Raw genomic sequence first — 18049 nt, 5'->3', positions numbered from 1 at the left:
CAATCCTGACATAAGACCCCCTTGCCCACGGGGTCGCCGGGCCCGCCGGAAGAGCTGGGCGAGAGCTGCCGCCGAGCGCGTTACGCGACGCCCCGGTCTGGGTACGCGCCGCCTGCGGGGAGTGGAGGAGACAGGGTCATGGGGTACCACCCGGGCGCGCTGCGGCTCGCCGAGATGCTGGTGGAGGCCGCGGACACGCTGACCGACGCCTTCGACCCCGAGGCCCATCTGCGACGCCTCTCGGACCACTGCGTGGAGCTGCTCCCGGCACAGGGCGCCGGGGTGCTGTACGCCGACGGGGACGAGGTCCGCCTCGTCGCCGGGGGCCGGCGACGGGACGTGGTGCACGCCCTGTTGGCGGCCCAGCGCGAGGGCGGGCCCTGCCTCGATGTCCTGGGCAGCGGCCGGGCGGTGGCGCCGGTGCGGATCGGCTCCGAGGAGTCGGTGGCCCGCTGGCCCGCGTTCACCGGGCTGGCCGCCGCGTACGGCGTCACGCGGACCTTCGCCGTACCGCTGCGGCACGGCGGCGCGACGCTCGGGGCGCTGAACGTCTTCGTGACGCGGCCCCCGCGGGACGAGCACATCGCGCCCCGGGAGGCCGAGTCGCTCCTCGCCCAGGTCCTCGCGGACGCCACGGCCCTGGGGCTGTCCCATCACCGCACGCTCACGGGCTGCCGGACGCTCGCCGCGCAGCTCCAGAACGCCCTGGACAGCCGGGTCCGCGTGGAACAGGCCAAAGGCGTGCTCGCCGAGCGCTGGCACACCGGGGTGGACGAGGCGTTCGAGGCGCTGCGGCGTTACGCGCGCTCGGAACGCCGGGCCATCGACCTGGTCGCCACCCAGGTGATCGAGGGGACACTCGACTGCGCGGCGCTTCGACGGGACCGGCCCGCCCCGTCCTGACAACCGGCTCGACACCCACTCCCCCAGGGCGCCGATTCGTCCTAGAGTTCGTCACACGGCCCGAGCCCCCGGCCTGTGGGCCATTCCGCTCCTCGGAATGGCCCGTCGACCTCCCGCGCCGGTGCCGGGTTCCTCCCGCAACCCGTGCGCCCGCGGTCGAGGACCGCCCGGTCGGCGGCTCCCGGGGGGAGCGGGCCGCCGATCGGGTCGGGTGCGCCGGACGTCGCGGGCCGGCGGCCGACTCCCGTGAGGTACGCGGAGACGATCACGTTGGCCGTGTAGGCGCGGGCGGCCCTGTCGAAGGTGCCGCCGCAGGTGATGAGGCGCAGCTCGGCGCGGCCCTCCTCGTGCGGGCCGTAGGCCTTCCGCGCGTCGAAGCGGGCGCGGGTGACGACCTGGACGTCGTCGACGGTGAACTCCGCGACCGTCCCGTCGTCGCGCGCCACCCGGATCCGCTCGCCGGGCCGCACCGCGCTGAGGTCGTAGAAGACGGCTGGCTCCGTCTCCGTGTCGACGTGGCCGACGAAGAGGGCGGCGCCCGGGGCGCCGGGACGGGTCCCGCCGCCGTACCAGCCGACGGTGTCCGCCCGGGCGTACGGCGGCGGGTCGATCGCACCCTCGGGGTCCAGGCCGCGGGCCGTCACGGGCGCCGTCACGGCCAGGGACGGCACGTCGACGCGGAGCGGGCGCGCGGGCGTCAGCGGTTCGTGCGCGGGCGGCAGGTCGACGTCCGGGGGGCGGCCCACCGCGGCCGCGTCGCCCTTCGTCGGCGCGGACATGCCGCCGGGCAGCTCGGTGAGGCCGCTGCCCCACAGCCCGAGGCCGCCCAGGAGAACCGCCCAGGCGACGCCGGTCAGCAGGCGCGCGGACTCGGGCGGGCGTTCGCCGCCGGACACGGTGGGGGTCCGTCCGTCACTCGGAGCGGTGCCGGCGGGCGCTGCGGAACGCCACGGCGACGGCCGCGACCCCGGCGAGGACCAGGCCGACCACGGCGTGCCGGGTGCCGGGGCCCGCCTCGTCGGCCCCTTCGGACGCGGCCGAGGTGAGCTGCGCGGTGCCGCCGCCACCGGCCCGCACCGGAGCGCTCGGCCCGGCGCCCCGCCCCGCCACCCGGACGGTGCCGACGCCCTGATGGGGGTGGCCGTCGCAGATGACGGTGAGTTCGTAGGAGCCGGAGACGCCCTTGCGGATCCTGACGGTGCCCTTGAGGTCGTCGCCGCCCCGCCCGCTGAGCCGCGCCTCCCCCTCGAAGGCCCCCGCCCCGGCCGCCCCGGTGGCGCCCTCGCAACCGGTCACCGTGACCTCCACGGAGGCACCGGCGGCGGCGTCGGCGGGGGTGACCGTGGCCTCCACGGAGCCGCTTTCGTGGGCCCGGGCCACACCACCGGGCAGGGCGACCGCCACCAGGACGGCCACCCCGGCCGCACGGGGAGCAAGGGAACGTATTCGCATCGTGAACCTCCTGTCCTACGAGATTCACGCCGCGCCCGGCGCCCCGCACCCCGGCACGGGTCAAACGGGGGCCGTGGCCGGGGACCGGGGCCGGGGGCTCCAGAGGGCTCTAGATCCGCTCGACCAGGTCGGCGATGGAGTTCACGACGGTGGAGGGCCGGAACGGGTACTTGTCGATGTCCCGGCGCGAGGTCAGCCCGGTGAGCACCAGGAACGTCTCCATTCCCGCCTCCAGGCCGGCGAGGACGTCGGTGTCCATGCGGTCGCCGATCATCGCGCTGGTCTCCGAATGCGCCCCGATGGCGTTCAGCCCGGTCCGCATCATCAGCGGGTTGGGCTTGCCCGCGAAGTAGGGGTTCTTGCCGGTCGCCTTGGTGATCAGCGCGGCGACGGCGCCCGTGGCGGGCAGCGGGCCCTCGGTGGAGGGCCCGGTCTCGTCGGGGTTGGTGCAGATGAAGCGGGCCCCGCCGTTGATGAGCCGGACGGCCTTGGTCATGGCCTCGAAGGAGTACGTGCGGGTCTCGCCGAGCACCACGTAGTCGGGGTCGTGGTCGGTCAGGACGTAGCCGATGTCGTGCAGCGCGGTCGTCAGACCGGCCTCGCCGATGACGTAGGCCGTGCCGCCGGGGCGCTGGTCGTCGAGGAACTTGGCGGTGGCGAGCGCGGACGTCCAGATGTTCTCGACGGGCACTTCGAGGCCCATGCGGTTCAGCCGGGCCTGGAGGTCGCGCGCGGTGTAGATGGAGTTGTTGGTCAGGACGAGGAAGGGCCTGCCGGACTCGCGCAGCTTCTTGATGAACGTGTCGGCTCCCGGGATCGGGACGCCCTCGTGGATGAGCACGCCGTCCATGTCGGTGAGCCACGATTCGATGGGCTTGCGCTCTGCCATGCGGTGCACTCCTGCGGGGAAACGGGTTGGCTGGGGCGCCGGGACAGCGCTGTGCCGACGCCCCCACCCTAAACAGGAAGCCGTGATCTCGACCCTCGGCTGTTCGTCCCCGTCTCGCGGTCCGCCACGGACGACGGGCACGGTGCGGTGGCAGGGGCGGGCCGGGCCCGGCCCGGGTCAGGGGCGGCGGGTGCCCGAGCGCAGGCGCCGGTGGCGGGCCAGCAGGGCCGCGCCGCCGAGGAGGAGCGTGCCGGCGGCGGCCCCGAGGCCGAGCAGGGTGATGACGCCGGTCTGCGCCAGCTGCTCGATCGAGTCCGCGCGCTCGATCGAGTCCGCGCGCTCGGTGGGGGACGGCTCCTCGGGGGCGTCGGCCGCGACGGTGAACGCGTAGTCGTTGGAGTCGCCGACCCACTCGCCGTCGTCGTCCCTGCGCTGGACGAGCGCGGCGGACGCCACGACGCGGGTGGGCCGCGTGTCGGCGCTGAAGCCGAGCCTGACCTTGACTTCGACACTCGCGCCGGGGCCGACCGTGAACCCGGGGAAGCCGTCGTCGAAGACGCCGATGTGCTCGTCCTGATCGGTCCGCACGAACCGCACGGGCCGCCAGCGCGTCCCGTCGTGGAACTCCAGCCGGATCTGCTCGGACCGCAGCGGCTGCCGCTGGTCCACGAGGACCAGGATCGGGTGGACGCCCGAGCAGGGGTCGCCGGTGGTGTTGGTGAGCTCGATCGTCCAGCCCTGCCGGTCACCGCCCGGACGGTAGGCGGCGGGGCCCTCGTGGATGCGGGTGTCGAGGGGGAAGACGTCGCTGTCGGCGGTCCCGCAGGTGGGCGGCACCACGACGGCGTGCCGCTGCTGACGCACCTGCGGTGCGGCCGCGGCCGGCCCCGGCGCGGCGGCGGACGTGAGAGCGGCGGCGACGGTGGTGGCGACGCCGAAGGTGAGAGAACTGCGGAATCGCATGCAGGGACCTTGCCACGCGCCTGAACCCACCCCGAGGCGCCACCCGGCGGTAGACCCGATCGGCCGTTCCACAACCGCACGATCAGGCGGGATCGCGCCGGGGGCGGATTGGCCGGGGCCCCGCCCCTTGAGCGGCCGAGCGGCGACAGGACCGGCTGCCCGACCAGCAGTTACGTGCTCGGCGGGGGTCGGCCGGGGGCCCTTGCCGGGGCCGCGGGGGCCATTGACGGGGCCCGATCTGAGGGGCCGGGCGGCGGCAGAACCGCCCCGTCGGCGCACAACGCACGCTCGACGGGGCTCCGCCGGAGGCCACTGACGGGGGCCCGACCTGAGGGTTAGGCGGCGGCGAGACCGATCCGCCGGTCCACCACCGCACGAACAGACGGAGCCCGCCCGGCGCCACGGACGGGGAACCCGACCTGAGGGGCCCCGGCGACGGGACCCGACCGACCGCACGGAGAGGCGGCACCTCGCCCACGGTGATCGAAGGGGGCCCGACCCAATCGGGCGTCCGGCGACGGGGACGCCCCGCAGCCGCACGTCAGGCGAGGTCCTGGTCGCGGCGATGGGCGGGGAACGCCACCTCCGCCCGGCCGAACAGCGGCGCGAGGACGAGCTGGGCCGCGCCCTCCGCGACGGCGCGTTCGCCTCCCGGGGCGAGGGCGACGGGCACGTCCACCGCCCCGCCGCCGCGCCGGGCCCGGGCGGCAACGACGGCACCGACGCCGCGTACGAACAGCTCCTCGGCGGCGAACACGGTCCGCCCGCCCAGCAGGACGCGGTCGATGTCGAGCAGCCCGACAAGGTTGCCCGCGGCCGTGCCGAGCACGCGCGCGGCCTCGTCCAGATCGCCCCGGGCGACGGCCGCGAGGCACAGCGCCTCGACGCAGCCCCGGTCCCCGCACGCGCAGGGCGGACCGTCCAGTTGCAGCACCTGGTGGCCGAACTCGCCGGCCCCGGTGCGTGCCCCGCGGTGCACGGAGCCCGCGAGCACGAGCCCGGCGCCCAGCCCTGTGCCCAGGTGCAGATACGCGAAGGAGCCGGCGGCGTCGGCACCGGCGAGGGCCATGCCCAGGGCGGCGGCGTTGGTGTCCTTGTCCACGACGACCGGCAGTCCGAGCCGCCCCTCCAGCGCGTCCCGCAACGGATACCCGTCCCAGGCCGGAAACCCCGTCACGCGCCGCAACACCCCGCCCACGTGATCGAGCGGTCCGGGCAGCGCGACGCCGACACCGGAGACACGGGGCGCGGGACCGGCCGCCGGCCCGCGTCCGGGCGCTATGCCGAGCGGCCCCACCGTCCGCCCGGCACCGGTCCCAGCCCCGGACCCCGCCGCCCGCTCCACACCGGGCGCAACCCCGGACACCGCAGCCCGATCCACGCCGGGTGCAGTCCTGGGCGCAACCGCCCGCCCGGCACCGGGCACCTGCCTGGACGCCTCACCGGGACCCGCGTCACTCGCCGCCGAACCGACATCCGCCACCTCATCGGGCCCCGCCGACCGCTCCACACCGGGCGCGGTGCCGGGCACCGCTGTGCGCCCGGCACCGGGGGCAAGCCCAGGCAGCCCTGCCCGCCCGGCGTCGGGCCCCGTCCCGGGCAACGCCCCCCGCAGGGCCGGCGGTTGGTCGTCCAACTCCGTCAGCAGCCCCCGTACCTCCGCCGCCGCCACCTCCACGACCGCCTCCGCGCCCGCGTCGAAGGCGAGCGGGGCGCGGCGTTCGGCGACCACCGTGCCGGTGAGGTCGACGAGGACCGCCGTCAGCTCGTCGCGGTCCAGATGCAGGCCGACCGCGTGGCCGGCGTCGGGGACCAGGCGCAGGACGGTGCGCGGCTTGCCGCCCGTCGAGGCGCGGCGGCCCGCCTCCGCGGCCAGCCCCTCGGCCCGCAACCGCGCGGTGATCTTGCTGACGGCCTGCGGGGTGAGCCCCGTGCCCTCGGCCAGCTCCAGGCGGCTGATGCCCGCCTCGCCCGCCGCGCGCAGCAGATCGAGCACCAGCGCGGCGTTGTGCCCGCGCAGCGCCGGCAGGTTCACTCCGGTGTTCGCCCTGTTCCCGTACGACTTCACCCCGCCATTGTCCCCTCCGCTTGCACTTTGGCAACACCGTTGCTTAAGTGGAAGGCATGACTGGGACCTCGACCTCCGCCTCGACGACGACAAGTTCCGACACCGATAGCGGCGCCCCCCTGCGCGTCGGCCTCGTGGGGTACGGCCTCGCGGGCTCCGTCTTCCACGCCCCGCTGATCGCCGCCACCGAGGGCCTGACCCTCGACACGGTCGTGACGTCGAACCCCCAGCGGCAGGACCAGGCCCGCGCCGAGTTCGGCGAGGGCCTGCGCTGCGTGGCCTCGGCGGACGAACTGTGGGACCGGGCGGACGCCCTGGACCTGATCGTCGTCGCGTCCCCCAACAAGACGCACGTGCCGCTCGCCACCGCCGCCCTGAAGGCGGGCCTGCCGGTCGTCGTCGACAAGCCGATCGCGGGCACGGCCGCCGAGGCGCGCGAGCTGGCCGCCCTCGCCGAGGAGCGCGGGCTGCTCCTGTCCGTCTTCCAGAACCGCCGCTGGGACAACGACTTCCGCACGCTGCGCCGGCTCATCGCGAACGGCGCGCTGGGCGACGTATGGCGCTTCGAGTCCCGCTTCGAGCGGTGGCGGCCGCAGCCGAAGGGCGGCTGGCGCGAGTCCGGGGACCCGGAAGAGATCGGAGGTCTCCTCTACGACCTGGGCAGCCACGTCGTGGACCAGGCCCTGGTGCTCTTCGGCCCGGCCACGAGCGTGTACGCCGAGTCGGACGTCCGCCGCCCGGGCGCGGAGGCCGACGACGACACGTTCATCGCCCTGACCCACGCGAGCGGCGTCCGTTCGCACCTGTACATGAGCGCCACCACCTCCCAGCTCGGCCCGCGCTTCCGCGTCCTCGGCTCGGAGGCCGGGTACGTGAAGTACGGCCTGGACCCCCAGGAGGCGGCCCTGCGCGAGGGCGGGCGGCCCGCGACGCAGGACCCCTGGGGCGTGGAACCCGAGACGATGTGGGGCCGGATCGGTGCCGGGGAGTCCCCGGTGACCGGCGGCGGCCGCCCCGTGCCGACGCTGCCCGGCGACTACCCCGCGTACTACGCGGCGGTGGCCGACGCCCTGCGCGGCACCGGCGAGAACCCCGTCACCGCGCTCCAGGCCGCCGAGGCCCTGGACGTCCTGGAGGCGGCCCGACGCTCGGCCCGCGACGGTGTGACGGTGACGCTGTGACCGCGGCGCGGGACGCCACGGCCCCGACCTCCAAGGCCCCGGCCCCCGCCCCGGCCGCCACCGCCCCGACCGTCGCCGAACTGGAGGCGCAGGAGCGCCGCTTGGTGCTGCCCCGCTTCACGTACGACGACGCGTGGGCGCTCGGCTCGCTCCTGGTGGAGCTGGCGCGCGAGCGCCGCGCCCCGGTGGCGATCGACATCACCCGCGGCGGCCAGCAGCTCTTCCACGCGGCGCTGCCCGGTTCGACCCCGGACAACGACGCCTGGATCGCCCGCAAGCGCCGCGTCGTCGAACGCTACGGCTGCTCGTCGTACCTGGTCGGCTCCCGCTTCCGCGCCAAGGACACGACGTTCGAGGCCTCCTCCCGCCTGGACCCCGACACGTACGCGGCCCACGGCGGCGCGTTCCCGCTCGCGGTCGCGGGCGCGGGCGTCATCGGCGCGGTGACCGTCTCGGGCCTGCCGCAGGTGGAGGACCACGCGCTGGTGGTGGAGGCGCTGGAACGGTTCACCGCCGCCCCGTAGGCGGCACCGCCCAAAGCCCCCAGGCAGGAGCAACCGACCCCGAGGCCGGGAGCCAGGGGCAGGGGCAGGGGCAAGGGGCCGCCAGACCCGCGAAAGACCCAGGCCGGGCCTACGCGTCCTTCAGTGACTGCCGCTGCCGCCCCAGCCCCTCGATCTCCAGCTCCACCACATCGCCCGCCCGCAGATACGGCTTCGGCTCGGGCTGTCCCATCGCCACGCCCGCCGGCGTACCGGTGTTGATGACGTCGCCGGGGTAGAGCGTCATGAACTGGCTGACGTAGCGCACCACTTCGGCCACCGGGAAGATCTGCTGCGCGGTCGTGCCGTCCTGCTTCAGTTCGCCGTTCACCCAGAGTTTCAGGGACAGCGCCTGCGGGTCCGGTACCTCGTCGGCGGTGACGAGCCAGGGGCCGAGCGGGTTGAACGTCTCGCAGTTCTTGCCCTTGTCCCAGGTGCCGCCCCGCTCGATCTGGAACTCCCGCTCGGACACGTCGTGCGCCACCGCGTACCCCGCGACGTGCGCCAGCGCCTCCTCGTGCGACTCCAGATAGCGGGCCGTACGCCCGATGACCACCGCCAGTTCGACCTCCCAGTCGGTCTTCACCGACCGGCGCGGCACCAGCACGGTGTCGTCCGGGCCGATCACCGTGTCCGCCGCCTTGAAGAAGACGACGGGCTCGGCGGGCGGTTCGGCGCCCGTCTCGCGGGCGTGGTCGTGGTAGTTGAGCCCGATGCAGACGACCTTGCCGATCCGTGCGACCGGCGGTCCGATCCGCACCCCCTCGGCCGCCAGCGGCGGCAGCACCCCCGCGTCCGCGGCGGCCCGTATCCGGTCGAGCGTGCCGCCGTCGGAGAGCAGCGCCCCGTCGATGTCCGTGACGAGCCCCGACAGGTCCCGCAGGGTTCCCTGGGCGTCGAGCAGAGCGGGCCGCTCCGCCCCGGCCGTACCGACTCGCAGCAGCTTCATGGTCGAACTCCATTCCTTCGGTAGCCCGGCCGATGGGATGCGGCCATCGGAGGTTTGGTCGATCGTCCAAGGTGACCGTCCGCTCCGCAAGACCCCGTTCACGTACTGGACCCTTACCCGGCGGTAGCCACATGTCCCGGGCCTTCAGCCGGCGGCGGCCGCCAGCGGCATCCCGCCCGGCATGTCCCGGTAGAGCACCGCCCGCTCGACGGCGCTCCACGTCGTACTGGTCACCACGTACAGCGCGGCGGCCAGCGGCACGACGGCGACGGTGATCAGAGTCATGAACGACATCAGCGGCATGATCTTGCTGATGGCGCCCATGCCGGGCGTCGGCCGGTCACCGGCCTGCGGAAGCGGCGTGGCGGCGAGCTGCCGCTTGGTGCGCACGTAGTTGAACGTGGCGACCGCCGCGACGATCACGAACAGCGCCAGATAGACGAGCCCCCGCGCCCCGAACACCCCGCCGTCGGCCAGGGCGTCCGCCCACCGGCCGCCGAGCGGCGCGGCGCCGAGGGTATGACCGAGCAGCGCGTTCGACCCGCCGCCGATGCCGGAGCTGGAGAAGAGGTGGTAGAGGAGGAAGAACGCCGGCAGCTGGAAGAGGCTCGGCAGGCAGCCGGAGAGGGGCGAGACGCGCTCCTTGCGGTGCAGTTCGAGGACCGCCTGCTGGAGCCGCTCGGGGTTCTTGCCGTGCTTCTTGCGCAACTCCGCGATCTGCGGCGAGAGCCGGGCGCGCGCCTTCTGCCCGCGGGCCGAGGCGCGCGACAGGGGGTGGACGAGGAGTCGTACGCAGGCGGTGAAGAGCACGATCGCGGCAGCGGTCGCCGAGCCGTGGAACAGCGGGCCGAGCAGGTCGGCCATGCGCGCGACCAGGTCCGCGAAGACGGACATGAAGGGGGACAGGAAACTGGTCATGGAGGAGCCCTCCGAGGGGTCTCGTCGTGCCGGGAGAGGAGAGGCGAGGTCGGGAAGACGTCGCGTCGGCAGGACGAACCGCGAGGGGCTCGGGTGACGTGTGTGTGGTCCCCTACGCGGCCGTCAGGAGGTGACGGCCGGGTGCTCGGGGGCGCCTGCGACCCCGGGCGTCGGGATCGCGCTGGGGCAGGAAGGCGGTACGCCGCTCACGGTCGCGGATGGCCGTACGCACGCGGGTGCGGGGCACAGGGGGCGCGCAGCGCGCGGCGAGCAGGGAGCAGACGGCGAGGGCGGCCCCCGCGGCGGCGGTCGCGGCGAGGGCGACGGCCGCGGTGAGGCCGCCGGTGTCGACGAGAACGAGCTCGACGAGCAGGAACAGCAGGAGCAGGGCCGGGCGCGCGGCGGCTTTCCAACCACGAAGCAGCTCTCGCACCGCGTGTCCTCCCCCCTGGCTCCGTCTCCATCCCCGTCTCCGGGGCACTCCTACTGCCCCGTTATACAGGACCGATGTCGCTGAACTGAAGGAGCCTGTTCTACGGGACTGGGCCGCCCCGACCGGCACGTGACTGACCGATCCCCCGGTTCCTGCTGAGGCCGACCCCGGCCGGGCGGCATCACGGACGGGGCCCACTGACGGCGGAGCGCCACACCCCGGCCGGCCGACTGGCGCGGGGCGTACGCCGCGACGGGCGCGGCACCACGTACGTGGACCAACTGGGCCGGGACGGCGGACGGCAGACGCCAGACGCCAGACGCCAGAGCGTACCGGTGGCCGGCCCGCTGCTCACCGCCACGCGGTCGGCCGCGAGGCCTGTCGCCGTGAGGCGAGGAAGGGAGGAGGAGGAAGGGAGAAAGTGTGTGCGCTGCGCGACGGCAGCACCCTGGACGGCTCCCGGCCGCCGGACAGGCCCCTTTCCCCGCCCCACCACCGGGCACACTCCGCCTCCGCCCCGGCCGATACGACGGACCGTGCCCTCTGCGGAAGGCCCGCTCGGCAGTACCGTGTCCCGTATGCGCCCCGAGAAGCCTGCTGCCGCAGATCACGTCGACGCCGACCACATCGCCGAAGCCGCGCGCCTGGAACGCACGGCCGGCCTGTACCCGGAGGACGCCGAGCAACTGCTCCTCCAGGCCGCCGCCCACCTCGAACTGGCCGGCGTCCGCGAGCGCGCGACGACGCTCTACGACCGCCTGCTGTCCGCCGACGCCGAGTACCCCCCGTCCTCCCCCGTGCTCATCCGCGCCCTGAAGGCCGCGAACCTCTGGGAGTACGACCACGAGGCGGAGGCCCGCGCCATCATCGACGGGGTCCGCACGGCGGCCCCCCGGGACCCGGCGCCCTGGGTGATCGTGGCGGAGTCCCTGGAATCGCACGACGAACTGGAGCAGGCGCACGCCACGTTCACGGAGGCGGTGACGCTGCTGCTCCCGCCGGAGACGACGGACCCCCCGTACGCGACGCACCCGCTGCTCTTCGGCCGCCACCGCGTACGCCGCCTGCTCGGCGCGGACCACGACGCGTGGGACACCCTGGCGGACCGCGTCTCGACGGCGCCGGTTCCCCTGGACGAACTGCACGACCCCAAGCGGGTCTGGTCCCTGGGCTCGGAGAACCCCGCGGAACTCCGCGCGGAGATCACCCGCATCCAGGCGGAACTCGGCTCCTACCGCGAGGCCCTGTCCCGCCCCTTCCCGGTGGCGGTCCTGCACTGGCCGGAAGCCGAACTGACGGAACTCGTGACGGCGTACCCGTCCCTGACGGCCGAATACCCCTCGCACGAGGCGCACTTGGCGACCATAGAGTCCTCCCTGCGCGAACTCTCCGCCTCGGGCACCCCGAACCTCGGCATCGTCACCGGCACGGTCCCCTCCTACGAGGCCTTCGCAGCCTCAGAATCCACCTCCCCGGACCACCCGGACCTGCTCCCCCAATACGCCACGACCTTGGCAGCCCGAGGCCGCGCCACGGCCTGGCCGCCCGAAACCACGGCGGGGTGCTGGTGCGGCTCTGGGGCGACGTATGGGCGATGCCACGGGGTCTAGTAAAGCGTTCCCGAAGGACCTATTCGGCCAATAAGAAGCCGAACTCTTCCCTTCCTTCGTGTCGCCTTGTGGTGCCGGTGCCAGCTGCTATCACATGTGAGGCATTGCGCTGGTGAGCGCTCTAACCGGAGCATGTAAAACAGACTCATCAGCGCCCGGCAACAGGGAGGACAGCACCATCCGCACTAACCAAGCAATGAGGGCCTATCCGCACCAAAAGGACATGTTGGAACGCTTGGAGGTAGAGCGTTCCGTCCGAGGTCGGCACCACAATCTCCTTGTCGCCGCAACGGGTACTGGCAAGACTGTGATGGCAGCGCTTGATTACAAGCAGCTACGCCAGAAGGCGGGTCGTGATCTGCGACTGCTCTTCATCGCGCACAGAAAGGAGATCTTGGATCAATCTTTGGAGACTTATCGCAAAGTGCTCGACGAAGCCGACTTTGGCGAGCTTCTTTACAGTGGAGAGATCCCCAAAAATTGGGCGCACATCTTTGCGAGCGTTCAATCGATCAACTCACGGGCCCTTGAGCAACTTTCAGCCGACCACTTTGATGTTATTGTCATCGATGAATTTCATCACGGAACGTCTCCTACGTACCGGAGAATCATCGACCACTTCACTCCAGAAGAGCTTCTCGGCCTCACTGCCACCCCCGAGCGCATGGATGGCAAAAATATCCAAGATGAGTTCTTCGACGGAAATATCGCAGCAGAGATGCGACTTTGGGAGGCACTGGAAAACTCCCTCCTCTGCCCGTTCCGCTACTACGGAATCAGCGATAGTACCGACTTGAGCGTCGTGGAGTGGAAGCGAGGCGCCTACGACATGGCTTCGCTCAGTGGCGTCTTTACAGGAAATGACGCGCGTGCCCGGCTTGTCGTAAAGGCAGTGCGAGACAAGGTTCCCTCACCCAGCAGAATGCGCGCGCTCGGCTTCTGCGTTTCAGTTGCCCATGCCCGTTTCATGGCCCAGCACTTTCGCAAGGCCGGGATCAAAGCTGTCGCACTTTCTGGCGAGTCTCACCGCGATGAGCGCGAGCGAGTGCTCAACGAACTCAAATCCGGCGAGATCCGTGTCATCTTCTCCGTTGACCTTTTTAACGAGGGTCTCGACATCCCGGAGGTCGATACGGTGCTTCTCCTCCGCCCGACAGCGAGCGCTACGGTATTTCTCCAGCAACTTGGCCGCGGGCTGAGACGCACAGAGGGAAAAGATGCTCTCACCGTCATTGACTTCATCGGACAACACCGAAAAGAGTTTCGCTTCGAAAACCAGTTTCGCGCCCTGACCAATCTTACCAGGAAGCGCCTAATTGACAATATAGTCCATGATTTCCCGCTGCTTCCTTCCGGCTGCCAAATCGTCTTGGAGCCAAAGGCAAAGCAGTCCATCATCCAGAACATCAAAGAGCAGCTTAACGTCAACGTCACCACCCTAGCCCGTGAGGTAGCCACTTACGCCGAGACGCGCCTTTCTACCTATCTAGAGGAGAGCAGACGGGAGATCAAGGAGATCTATCGCGGAGGCAACGGTAACTCGTGGACCAAGCTGCTGCGACGCTCCAACCTTCTTCCTGATGTCGAACCTGAGGGAGAAATCGAGCTGCTCAAGCGTCTCCCGTCGTTCCTTCATGTCGACGACCGCGAGCGCATCGAGGCGTACAAGCACATCTTGTCGGATAGTTCTGCGACATATGAGTCCCTTCCTCCCTTGGAGCAGGGATACGCTCGCATGCTCTTTTTCAACTTGTGGGACAAGGGGGGAAGTTTTTCTACCTACGAGGATGGACTAGCCTATCTCCGTACACAGGATGCTGTATGTGACGAGATCGGCCAAGTGCTCGATCACTGCCTGGCTACCGCGGACCACTTTCCGATTCCCCTAAAAGGAGTTCATAGCCGCCTCCCTCTAAAGATGCATAGTTCCTATAACCGCTCGGAAATTCTTGCAGCGCTTGGCGTAGCTCGCCTGGGCGGCCAAATGCCAGGATCTTTCGCCCAAGGCGTGGTGGACGCTAAAGAGATCAACTCTGATGCCCTTCTCATCACGCTGGAAAAGGACGAAAAGGACTTCTCTCCCACGGTGCGGTACAGGGACTACGCGATGAGTCCTACTCAGTTCCATTGGGAGTCACAGAGCACTACCGATGAGAACTCTGTTACCGGACGCCGGTACCGCGAGCATGCACAACGAGGCAGGCACGTTCTGCTCTTCGTTCGTCGGTACAAGAACACAGATATTGGTAGCGCTGAGCCATGGATGTTCCTGGGTCCAGCTCGTTACGTTTCCCACAGTGGTAGCAAGCCGATGGCGATCGTCTGGGAGCTTGAGCAGGAGATGCCAGCCGATGTGTGGACTTATTCGGCGAGTACATCGCTTTGAGGCCTCAGTCGCATTTGAGGTCTCAGACGCACGTTACTCCTAGCGTTCTCGTCTCTAGCTAACTGGCTGGTTCGGGTCGCGAATGATGGCGCCTGCCCGCTCTACGAACGCAGAGTGTGCATGCGTCATCCCGCGGTTAGCACTCTCCCATTGGTCCCACCCCTGGCTCCGCGACCGGGTTCGGGGTCCCTCACCCTGCGCCAGCCTCAGAGCCTGCGCCGCCGCAATCGTGCTGACCGTAAGCTCATGCGCTAAGCGGATCGCCTCCTCGGGTCCCCATAGCGCCAGTTGCCTGGCGCATGACTGCATCGTCATGCTTCTCACGACCAGTTCTTCTCGGGCTTCATCAGAGAGCCTGCCACCCGCTCGTATCCCGGGTGCAGCTCGCGCCAGGGTGTCCTCAACAGCCGACTGAGCATCGAGCAGTTGCCCATATGCCTGTTGCCTCTGCCCACGGACCCATTGGAGATGCTCGGCGACAGCCTGGCCTGCCACCTGCAAGCGTGCAGCCTCAACAGCCTTTGACCCACCGATCCTTGCCCCTCGCACAGCCCAGATGCCACCGGCAAAGGCGCCGGCGATCGCTCCGACGAGGCCGAAAGCTCCAGCCAGTACCGCAGCTATCCCCTGATCCATGCCGCCATCGTCCCTTGTGCAGGCCCGACCACCAAACCGTTCGGCACGATCCTCACTCAGCCTGCGTGCCACTCTCGCGGCCTCACGGTCTAGCCTCTACGCCATGACGACATCCGCGCCCACGCTCATGCCCGGAGATGTCCGCACACGTGCGGAGATCCGTCAAGAGTTGGGGGGAAGTCCCCAAGGTGGGATCTGCCCCTCCGAGTCCAAGAAGACCGTTGTCCTCTTCTCCGACGTCAACGCCGGTGCTTCTTACGGGTATCGGGATGGATGGCTAGCTGAGGAGGACGATCTGGGTCCCATCTACACATATACCGGGGCCGGGGCTAGAGGAACCCAGACCTTTGGCGGTCTCTACGGCAAGGGCAACTCTGCGGTGCTCGATCATGCTGAACGCGGACGCACCCTCCACTTGTTCATCGCGGAGGGCAAGGTCCCTGGGTCTGGGACACGCACTCATCGCTACATAGGAACCTTTAAGGTCGATGAGCGCAATCCCTATCACTTGCAACCGGCTCTTGACGAGAACGGAGAAAACCGAAGCGTCATCGTTTTTCATCTGCGCCCAACTGGCCAGGTGTTCCGCTCTGATGCACATACGCTTCCGCCAGCAAGAGAGACACGACCCATCTTCTTTCGTGGGCGAGAAGGAAGGCGTCTGGCTAGAGCGCAGCGTAGACAGCGAAATGCACGGCGCAACGCCACACCTGAAGAGGTAATGGCCCAGCGGCGTGACGAGTTGAGCGAGAGCTACGAAAATGAACTGACCGGAGCGGGTCACTCGGTCGGTCAACTACAGGTAGAGATCGCTAACAAGACGGCCACCCTACTCTCTGACCTTTACGATGAGAGTGACAACACTCTCTACGAGCCAGCCGGCAGTACATCACGTGAAGCCATCAGAAACGCATTGGCACAGTTGTTGGACATCAGCAGGTACCTGCGCTCCATAGAGCACAGTGAACCGCTTCGACTGATGGTACTGGCGCCTGAGTTGCCCGATTCCGACATTCGAGAGCTGCTTGAAGAGCATGGTGTCGGCGTCATCTACCGTAATGACGCCGGAGGTTTCTCGGAGTTTCAAGGTGAGCGACGAACTTCTGGCTCGGCCGGCGGTTCGCTCTCTCCCTGCGTGAGATGCCCGGCCCTCAGTGCATAACCTTCGACTGTGGCTGAATGCGCCGGCGAAACCTTGGTAGGCCCATCGGCGGGGTATGGGGCACAAAGGCGCCGTCCTTACCGGGCGCGGGGCGCAGGTGCGGGCCTCGTAGAGGAGGTCCCCGGACGGTCCGCGCGCCGTGCCGAGGAGCTGGTGGACCAGGCCCGGCTCCATCCGCAGTACGCCGTCCCTGACCAGGACCGCCAGGACCGCCAGACCGCCACGGACCTCGGCGCCGCCGCCGTCGCCGTGACCTTCCGTACGTCCCTCACCCGCCTCGGCATGGCCGGATCCTTGCACAGGGATCGGATCCGGCCATCCGCCGCACGGCGCCCGGCACGCCAGGGCGCGGCCGCCCTCGGCGCCCGTCACGCCGGCGCCCCGCCGCACGACACCCGTCACGCCGGCGCCCCGCCCTCCTTCGCCTTCACCGCCGACAGCGGCTCCGCGATGTCCTCCAGCGAACGCCCCTCCGCCTTGACCGCGAACACCGCCGCCACCAGACCCGCCGCGCACATCAGGCCCGCGCCGATCTGGAAGGCCAGGACCGTGTCGCCGACGACGCCCGACTCGGTCAGCTTGGCGAAGATCAGGGGGCCGCTGATGCCGCCGGCCGCCGTGCCGATCGCGTAGAAGAACGCGATGGCCATGGCGCGGGTCTCCATGGGGAAGATCTCGGAGACCGTCAGATACGCGCTGCTCGCGCCCGCCGACGCGAAGAACAGCACCACGCACCAGCAGGCCGTCAGCGTCATCGCGCTCAGCGAGCCCCGGTCGAAGAGCCAGGCCGTGCCGAACAGCAGGACGCCGGAGACGATGTACGTCGAGGAGATCATGATCCGGCGGCCGACCGTGTCGAAGAGCTTGCCGAGGAAGAGCGGACCGAGGAAGTTGCCCGCGGCGATGACGGCGAAGTAGTAGCCCGTGCGGCCCGAGGGGATGTCGAAGAACTTGGTCAGGATCGCGCCGAAACCGAAGGTGATCGCGTTGTAGAGGAACGCCTGGCCCACGAAGAGGGACAGGCCGAGGGTGGCGCGCTTGGGGTAGTCGCGGAAGACCGTCTTCGCGATCAGGCCGAAGCCGATGCTCTTGCGCTGATGGATGGTGATCTCGCGGTCGGGGCGCGGCAGCGGTGCGCCCTTCTCCTCCTCGATCTCCCGCTCCACCGACGAGACCAACGTCTCCGCCTCCTCGCCGCGGCCGTGGATGAACTGCCAGCGCGGGCTCTCCGGTACGTGGCGGCGTACGAGCAGGATCACGAGGCCGAGGATCACGCCGAGGGCGAAGGTCAGCCGCCAGCCGAGGTCCTTGGGGAAGATGCCGGTGTTGAGCATGACGACGGAGAGCAGGGAGCCGCCGATCGCGCCCAGCCAGTAGCTGCCGTTGATGATGAGGTCGACGCGGCCCCGGTACTTGGAGGGGATCAGCTCGTCGATCGCGGAGTTGATGGCCGCGTACTCGCCGCCGATGCCGAAGCCGGTCAGGAACCGGAAGAGGAAGAACCACCAGGCGTCGAAGGAGAGCGCGGTGAGGGCGGTGGCCCCGAGGTAGACCACGAGGGTCACCATGAACAGCTTCTTGCGGCCGAACTTGTCGGTGAGCCAGCCGAAGAACAGCGCCCCGACGCAGGCGCCCGCCACGTACAGGGCCGCCGCGACGCCGGTGACCTGCGCGGAGCTGATGGCCAGGCCGCTGCCCTCCTCGGAGAGGCGGCCGGCGATGTTGCCGACGGTGGTGACCTCCAGGCCGTCCAGGATCCAGACCGTGCCGAGGCCGATGACGATCATCCAGTGCCAACGGGACCAGGGCAGGCGGTCGAGACGGGCGGGTACGGCCGTGGTGACGGTGGCCTCGGGCCCCGGCCCGGGGCCCGGGGGCGGCGACGCGGCTGGCAGGGACGACGCGGTCATGGCGGGCGGCTCCTTCCGCTGTTCCCACGTCGCCGCACCGCTGCGCG

13 protein-coding genes and 2 pseudogenes are annotated in these 18049 nt (G+C 70.2%); 6 read left to right on the top strand and 9 right to left on the bottom strand.

Going from position 1 to position 18049, the window contains the following annotated elements; genetic code table 11:
- The first annotated feature begins 138 nt into the window (after nucleotides 1-138).
- The gene (locus tag ACZ5GP_RS18720) at nucleotides 139-903 is read left to right on the top strand and encodes a GAF and ANTAR domain-containing protein (protein WP_468751896.1); all 765 of its coding nucleotides are present in this window, start codon (nucleotides 139-141) and stop codon (nucleotides 901-903) included.
- Between the two features lie 236 nt (nucleotides 904-1139).
- Here ACZ5GP_RS18720 and ACZ5GP_RS18715 read toward each other — a convergent pair.
- The 5 genes and pseudogenes from ACZ5GP_RS18715 to ACZ5GP_RS18695 all read right to left on the bottom strand — a co-directional run.
- Nucleotides 1140-1799, bottom strand: a pseudogene (locus tag ACZ5GP_RS18715) (class F sortase); the annotation flags it as partial.
- 16 nt (nucleotides 1800-1815) lie between these two features.
- Nucleotides 1816-2355: a hypothetical protein gene (locus ACZ5GP_RS18710; RefSeq protein ID WP_468751895.1), complete on the bottom strand. Its 540-nt coding sequence runs from the start codon at nucleotides 2353-2355 to the stop codon at nucleotides 1816-1818.
- 109 nt (nucleotides 2356-2464) lie between these two features.
- A complete protein-coding gene (locus ACZ5GP_RS18705) occupies nucleotides 2465-3244 on the bottom strand; it encodes an HAD-IIA family hydrolase (protein ID WP_361076127.1) in 780 nt (259 codons plus the stop codon).
- Between the two features lie 177 nt (nucleotides 3245-3421).
- Complete coding sequence (locus tag ACZ5GP_RS18700; protein ID WP_468751894.1) at nucleotides 3422-4207, bottom strand: hypothetical protein; 786 nt, start codon at nucleotides 4205-4207, stop codon at nucleotides 3422-3424.
- A 541-nt stretch (nucleotides 4208-4748) separates the two neighbouring features.
- Nucleotides 4749-6275 carry an ROK family transcriptional regulator gene (locus tag ACZ5GP_RS18695; RefSeq protein ID WP_468751893.1) on the bottom strand — a complete coding sequence of 509 codons (1527 nt, stop codon included), beginning with the start codon at nucleotides 6273-6275 and terminating at the stop codon, nucleotides 4749-4751.
- Between the two features lie 56 nt (nucleotides 6276-6331).
- Here ACZ5GP_RS18695 and ACZ5GP_RS18690 point away from each other — a divergent pair, with 56 nt between their 5' ends.
- Together ACZ5GP_RS18690 and ACZ5GP_RS18685 are read left to right on the top strand one after the other, a co-directional pair.
- A complete protein-coding gene (locus tag ACZ5GP_RS18690; RefSeq protein WP_468751892.1) occupies nucleotides 6332-7456 on the top strand; it encodes a Gfo/Idh/MocA family oxidoreductase in 1125 nt (374 codons plus the stop codon).
- On the top strand, nucleotides 7453-7980 hold the full coding sequence (locus ACZ5GP_RS18685) for a heme-degrading domain-containing protein (protein ID WP_468751891.1): 528 nt from the start codon (nucleotides 7453-7455) through the stop codon (nucleotides 7978-7980). The genes ACZ5GP_RS18690 and ACZ5GP_RS18685 overlap by 4 nt, the downstream gene beginning before the upstream one ends.
- 109 nt (nucleotides 7981-8089) lie before the next feature.
- Here the strand turns inward: ACZ5GP_RS18685 and ACZ5GP_RS18680 are convergent, their stop codons facing one another.
- From ACZ5GP_RS18680 to ACZ5GP_RS18670, 3 genes are all read right to left on the bottom strand, one after another.
- Nucleotides 8090-8947: a fumarylacetoacetate hydrolase family protein gene (locus tag ACZ5GP_RS18680; RefSeq protein WP_468751890.1), complete on the bottom strand. Its 858-nt coding sequence runs from the start codon at nucleotides 8945-8947 to the stop codon at nucleotides 8090-8092.
- Nucleotides 8948-9091: 144 nt separating this feature from the next.
- Entirely contained in the window at nucleotides 9092-9853 is a 762-nt protein-coding gene (locus tag ACZ5GP_RS18675; protein WP_468752152.1) for a YidC/Oxa1 family membrane protein insertase, read from the bottom strand.
- A 124-nt stretch (nucleotides 9854-9977) separates the two neighbouring features.
- Nucleotides 9978-10298, bottom strand: coding sequence for a DUF6412 domain-containing protein (locus ACZ5GP_RS18670; protein ID WP_468751889.1), 321 nt, complete (start codon nucleotides 10296-10298; stop codon nucleotides 9978-9980).
- A gap of 578 nt (nucleotides 10299-10876) precedes the next feature.
- On the opposite strand from ACZ5GP_RS18670, the gene ACZ5GP_RS18665 reads away from it, so the two are divergent.
- From ACZ5GP_RS18665 to ACZ5GP_RS18655, 3 genes and pseudogenes are all read left to right on the top strand, one after another.
- On the top strand, nucleotides 10877-11908 hold the full coding sequence (locus tag ACZ5GP_RS18665) for an SEC-C domain-containing protein (protein WP_468751888.1): 1032 nt from the start codon (nucleotides 10877-10879) through the stop codon (nucleotides 11906-11908).
- A gap of 124 nt (nucleotides 11909-12032) precedes the next feature.
- A pseudogene (locus ACZ5GP_RS18660) lies at nucleotides 12033-14294 on the top strand (DUF3427 domain-containing protein); the annotation flags it as partial.
- A 739-nt stretch (nucleotides 14295-15033) separates the two neighbouring features.
- A complete protein-coding gene (locus tag ACZ5GP_RS18655; RefSeq protein WP_468751887.1) occupies nucleotides 15034-16092 on the top strand; it encodes an SRA domain-containing endonuclease in 1059 nt (352 codons plus the stop codon).
- A 398-nt stretch (nucleotides 16093-16490) separates the two neighbouring features.
- Here the strand turns inward: ACZ5GP_RS18655 and ACZ5GP_RS18650 are convergent, their stop codons facing one another.
- Nucleotides 16491-18002 (bottom strand): MFS transporter, encoded by a 1512-nt coding sequence (locus tag ACZ5GP_RS18650; RefSeq protein ID WP_468751886.1) that lies wholly within the window; start codon nucleotides 18000-18002, stop codon nucleotides 16491-16493.
- Nucleotides 18003-18049 lie beyond the last annotated feature (47 nt).

The organism is Streptomyces sp. NPDC031466, from assembly GCF_055581265.1.
This window is presented reverse-complemented; position numbering and strand designations above follow the sequence as displayed.

What these genes read in the sequence shown, in the direction of transcription:
- ACZ5GP_RS18665 (WP_468751888.1), top strand. Translation starts at nt 10,877, where the DNA reads ATGCGCCCCGAGAAGCCTGCTGCCGCAGATCACGTCGACGCCGACCAC.
- ACZ5GP_RS18655 (WP_468751887.1), top strand. Translation starts at nt 15,034, where the DNA reads ATGACGACATCCGCGCCCACGCTCATGCCCGGAGATGTCCGCACACGT.
- ACZ5GP_RS18680 (WP_468751890.1), bottom strand. Translation starts at nt 8,947, where the DNA reads ATGAAGCTGCTGCGAGTCGGTACGGCCGGGGCGGAGCGGCCCGCTCTG.
- ACZ5GP_RS18690 (WP_468751892.1), top strand. Translation starts at nt 6,332, where the DNA reads ATGACTGGGACCTCGACCTCCGCCTCGACGACGACAAGTTCCGACACC.
- ACZ5GP_RS18710 (WP_468751895.1), bottom strand. Translation starts at nt 2,355, where the DNA reads ATGCGAATACGTTCCCTTGCTCCCCGTGCGGCCGGGGTGGCCGTCCTG.
- ACZ5GP_RS18720 (WP_468751896.1), top strand. Translation starts at nt 139, where the DNA reads ATGGGGTACCACCCGGGCGCGCTGCGGCTCGCCGAGATGCTGGTGGAG.
- ACZ5GP_RS18650 (WP_468751886.1), bottom strand. Translation starts at nt 18,002, where the DNA reads ATGACCGCGTCGTCCCTGCCAGCCGCGTCGCCGCCCCCGGGCCCCGGG.
- ACZ5GP_RS18705 (WP_361076127.1), bottom strand. Translation starts at nt 3,244, where the DNA reads ATGGCAGAGCGCAAGCCCATCGAATCGTGGCTCACCGACATGGACGGC.
- ACZ5GP_RS18700 (WP_468751894.1), bottom strand. Translation starts at nt 4,207, where the DNA reads ATGCGATTCCGCAGTTCTCTCACCTTCGGCGTCGCCACCACCGTCGCC.